The following is a 4,624-nucleotide window of genomic DNA, read 5'->3' on the forward strand; positions in this document are numbered from 1 at the left end:
CCGCGGCGCTGCGCGACGCTGGAGGTGCCGAGCAGGCCCGCGGCCAGCACGGCCGTCCCGGCGGCCTCGAGCGTGCCGCTCACGAGCGCCCGGTCGAGGCGGAGAGGGGCGACCGGAGTGTCGGGCTGAGCGCGGAGGCGAGGATCCCGTGGACGACGGCCGCGGGGTCCGCGCCGTCCCGCCACAGGTCGCCCGACGCTCGCGGCCCGCCGGCCACGACCTCGTCGACGGCGGCGGCGAGCCCGTGCACGTCCCGGGGCCACGGGGCGACGCCCGCCCGGTCGAGCACGTCGGCGTTGGCCAGCCCGTGGCCGGGGATGGGGAGATAGGTGATCGCGGGGAGACCCACCGCGAGCGCCTCGGTGAGCGAGAGGCCCCCGGCGTTGTGGACGAGCACGTCGCACGCGCCCATCAGGGCGGGCACGTCGTCGCGCCAGCCGAGCGCCACGACCCGGGGCAGCCGCGCCAGCCGTCGACGGAGCCGGTCGTTGCGCCCGCAGAGCACGACCACGCGGAGGTCCGGGTGCTCGATCAGGTCCTGCACGCTGCGGCGGACCGAGCCCATGCCGAGCGACCCGGCGCTGATCAGCGCCACCGGGGCGGCCGGGGGCAGCCCCAGCTCCTCGCGCACTGCCACACGCGTCCGACGTCGGGCGGCCGGAGCGGCCAGCGGTCCGGTCGCCCGGGCGCGCACTCCGTAGCGGGCCGCGTCGGCGGCGGTCGCCCGGGTGACGGTGAGGTGGTGGTCGACCGCGGGGTGGCACCACGTCGCGTGGGCGGCCGGGTCGGTGAGGTAGGTGACGGCGGGCACGGTGAGCCGGCCCTGCTCGCGCAGCGCGCCGAGGGTCTGGCCGCCGAGTGGGTAGGTGGTGACCACGACGTCCGCGTCGGCCGCCCAGGCCTCGACGGTGGCCTCCGCGCTCTGGCAGACCCAGTCGGCGACGCGGCGCAGGGCGCCGTGGTGCTCGAGCCCGTGGAACAGGCGGTCGAACAGGGCCGGGGCGTACTGCACGGTGGGCGCGTAGAGGTCGCGCAGCACGCGGCGGGCGTAGCCGGGGAGGGCGTCGAGGTAGTCGTGGACCTCGACCGTGACGCCGCGACGGTCCAGGCGGCGGGCGAGTTCGCGGGCTGCGCCCTCGTGGCCCTGCCCCACGGTGGCGCTGATGATCACCACACGGCCCCGGATCGCGATCTGCTCCAGCGGCAACGTCGTCGCGGGGCCGGTTCCTGCGACCACCAGGGGGACGAGTCGCCGGCCCGCAGGGCGTGAGCCGACGGACGCTACCGGTGCGGACATGATCGATGACCTCCACGGGCCTGTCTCGAGGACCGGCCGGGCTCCCCGGCCAGTGATCACGATGCGCGCCAGGGGTGAACCGATGACGTGGTGCAGGTCAGAGCTGGGTAAGACCTGTGTGCGTCATGTCGTCCGTCGTAGGACCGGGCGGGCCACCGACGTCGATGTCGGGGCAGCAAGGCCGCCCGGACCGTCGATCGCCCGGAAGAACGAACGACGCTCTGAGCGACGTCGTCACCGGACCCCGCTCATGGTGGTCCCCCGAACGCGCACCTGTCCGCCCGACACGGAGAGCGCGGCCGACAGCTATTGGATTTCGGCCGGCGGACACCCGGTTCGCGGCTGGCGGAAGGTAGTTGACGACGTGGCACGTGTGCGCACCCGCCGGGGAGATGTGTGAGGTGCTCGCTACGCACCCGTAGCACTAGAGAATTGCCGATGCGCAGTCAGCAGTGACCGCCCCGGCTCACGTGTCGTCGCAAGCGATCCTCCTCACCCGGATGAGTTAGAGGAGCGACTCAACTCCGTTGTCCGTCCAGAGGGGAGTCTCGTCCGAATCCGACGGGGAGATGATGGAATCCTCGGAGAGCTGGCGCTGACCGATTGTTTGTGGTCGGCAGCGCGCAGCTAGCCGGTGCGACCGAAGAACGGTGCACCGTTACTGCGCCCGCCGAGCTAGGGGAGACCGACTCCAGATTCGGTGAGCGGGTCGCGGACGGCGAAGCTGGTGCGAGTGGGCAGCAGCCGGGTTGACGCCGCGACCGGCGTTACCCCGGTCGATCGCCTGGTCGACGAGCAGCGCATCATCTGAATTGCTGTTGGACGACATGAATGCGCACGCTGAGCGAGGAACCGCCTGGTCGACGACGACCAGGAATCCGGTCGGGTCGGCGAGCGGGTGTCGTCGGTCATCGGCCACGAGCTCGGGTCGGAATCGACTATCGGCGCCGCCGACGAGGGGGACGCGCGCCAGGCCCCTCCTGCAGCAGGGGCGACCGAGAGAGAAGCACGGTACCCGCGACGATAGCCAGGACTCCCAGGAGGGCAAGCCACAACCACCACCCTCCACGCACTCGTTCATCGAACACCGCCACGCCGAACACCACCGCGAACAGGGGGTTCGCCAGCGTCAGGGCGGGCTGGGAGGCCACCAGTTGCCCTGCCTGCAGGGTCCTCTGGAGGAGGAAGAAGAACAACGGTCCAAGCACGACGAGCACGTAGGTCTGCCAGCTCCCCAACAGCGCTGACGGGCCGGTCGAAGCAATAGACGAGCCGACGGCACTGATCAGAGCCGCTGTGAGTCCGAAGCCGATGCCAGTCGCCAGCCCATAGAAGACGGCGCGCCGATCGCCCCTGCTCCGCCGCGCGACGTGGACGAGGCCCGCCGCCAGAGCCAGCCCGACCGCGAGCCCGACGAACCAACCCGACGCCGAGGCCTGGGCTGTGCCCCCCGATGGCAACAGCGCCGTCAGCAAAACCGCCAACCCGACTGTTATGCCCGCGATCGGGAGCCACTCTTGAGTCGTCAGGGGCGACCCGAACGCCCAGCCGGCGAGCACGAGCGTGATCGGCAATTCGAGAATGAGGATCGGCTGAACGAGGGAGATCGGACCGATCGACAGGGCAACTGCCTGAACCAGCACGGCCCCCACCATGCAGGCCAGCCCACCGACCCACACGGGGTTGTGCGCCAAGGTCCGCAGAAGCCCGAAAGCCATGTCGACGCCCGCACCCTCGGACGCCGCCTTCCGTTGCAGCACCGACGCGGCGCCGTTGCCCACCGCTGCGACCGCGGCCAGTACAAGACTCAGCGCTTCCAGCACTTGCAGCCGTCCGTTCTGAGCCGATCAAGGTAGCCCACGCTAGGCCGTCCCAGGTCCCAGTGCCGTGTCGTGGGGCACTGGGAAGACCACGATCCCCAGCTGCTGGTCGGCCGCTCCCAAGGCGCCCCGCACGCGGCAGGTCCGACCACACCCCGGTGATCAAGCCTAGCCGTTGTGGCCCGCGGTCGAGGGCGGGTTCACCCTCGACGACGTCACCGTCGACGCCGCCGGCGCCTCGGTGACCTGTCCGACCGGGATCACCTCAATCAACGACAAGGGCGAAGCCAACTACGGCGCCGCCTGCCGCGACCGCCCGCTGCGCGGCATATGGGAGGCGGTGGTTAGTCAGGCGACGAGCACGAGCCAGATCGCGATGTGCTGGCAGGTCATGGCGATGATCGTTGCCGCGTGGAAGAACTCGTGAAAGCCGAAGATCTCCGGCCAGCCGTGCGGGCGGCGGGTGGCGTAGCCGCAGCCGCCTGCGGTGAAGAAGACACCCCCGGCGATGAGCAGCGCGACCGCGACGGTGCCGCCGTGGATGAGCACGTCGGGAAGCAGGAGTACCGCTACCCAGCCCAGGACGAAGCACAGCGCAACGGCCACCCAGCGCGGGGCCCGCCGCCACAGCAAGGTGACCGCGACGCCGGCCCCGGCGCCGCCCCAGACCAGCGCGAGCAGCGATAGCGCAGGCCCGCGAGGCATGGCCAGAGCGATCAAGGGGGTGTACGTGCCGGCGATGAACACAAAGATCATCGCCTGGTCGATCAGGCCCAAGCGGTTCCTGGTCAGGTCGCTGGCCCACCAACCCCGATGGTAGAGCGAACTGGCCGCCAGTAAGGCGAGCAGGGTGAGCACATAGGTCGCGGTCGCGGCGGCGGCAGCCCTGGACACGGTGGCAGCGGCGACTGCGATCAACGAGGTCCCGGGGGCGAGCGAGGCGAGCAGGGCCGAGAGGTGGATGAATCCACGCCATCGGGGTTTACCGGTGTGGGCGGCGGGCGCGGTCGGCTCCGGCCCGATGACGACTCGAGCGGCGCCAACGCCGGGGGAGACGTCGGGCCCGGCGGTCATCGAGTGCTCAGCAGCGCCAGCACAGCGGCGGCCGCGTCCGCTGGGGAGGCGGTCCTCATGGCCCGCGCACCGAGTCGCTGCCGGTCGGCGTCCATCGAGGAACGCAGATCATCGACGGAGTGGTCCATCCTTTCCAGCCTCGTGCGGGCTCGCCCACCCCCGTGGTGAGCAGTTCCGTCATCAGGAACAGCAACGTCGCCTGGCGTCGAGATGTGTGACCCCGATGCGGCTGAGGGCCGGCTGGACCGCTCAACGGGGGCGGTCACGAGAACCCGCCGGTGACGGCGGCGCCCCCGGCGCCGGCCGCCCCCGGGGTGGCGGCGGCGGGGGCTGGTGGGACAGCGTTGCTCTGCGGGGCCGCCCCACCGTTGCCGGGGCCGTTGCCCGGGCCGCTGTCGCCTCGGTGATGCTGCTGTCCGATGCTCGGGCCGAC

Annotated in this window: 4 protein-coding genes; 1 reads left to right on the plus strand and 3 read right to left on the minus strand. The window is 71.5% G+C overall.

From position 1 onward, the window contains the following. Positions 1 to 79 precede the first annotated feature (79 nt). Both AC0CYZ_RS09480 and AC0CYZ_RS09485 read right to left on the minus strand, forming a co-directional pair. Complete coding sequence (locus tag AC0CYZ_RS09480; RefSeq protein ID WP_472214597.1) at positions 80 to 1,237, minus strand: MGDG synthase family glycosyltransferase; 1,158 nt, start codon at positions 1,235 to 1,237, stop codon at positions 80 to 82. A 998-nt stretch (positions 1,238 to 2,235) separates the two neighbouring features. Beyond that, the gene (locus AC0CYZ_RS09485; protein WP_472214598.1) at positions 2,236 to 3,120 is read right to left on the minus strand and encodes a DMT family transporter; all 885 of its coding nucleotides are present in this window, start codon (positions 3,118 to 3,120) and stop codon (positions 2,236 to 2,238) included. Positions 3,121 to 3,292: 172 nt separating this feature from the next. Between AC0CYZ_RS09485 and AC0CYZ_RS09490 the strand changes: the two genes are divergently transcribed. Next, positions 3,293 to 3,544: a hypothetical protein gene (locus AC0CYZ_RS09490; protein WP_472214600.1), complete on the plus strand. Its 252-nt coding sequence runs from the start codon at positions 3,293 to 3,295 to the stop codon at positions 3,542 to 3,544. On the opposite strand, the gene trhA is transcribed toward AC0CYZ_RS09490, so the two are convergent. Beyond that, positions 3,466 to 4,191, minus strand: coding sequence for a PAQR family membrane homeostasis protein TrhA (gene trhA / locus AC0CYZ_RS09495; RefSeq protein ID WP_472214602.1), 726 nt, complete (start codon positions 4,189 to 4,191; stop codon positions 3,466 to 3,468). The genes AC0CYZ_RS09490 and trhA overlap by 79 nt on opposite strands. Positions 4,192 to 4,624 lie beyond the last annotated feature (433 nt).

Source organism: Actinomycetospora sp., assembly GCF_055612215.1.

Coding starts and splice junctions, on each gene's coding strand:
- trhA (WP_472214602.1), bottom strand. CDS start 4,191: ATGACCGCCGGGCCCGACGTCTCCCCCGGCGTTGGCGCCGCTCGAGTC.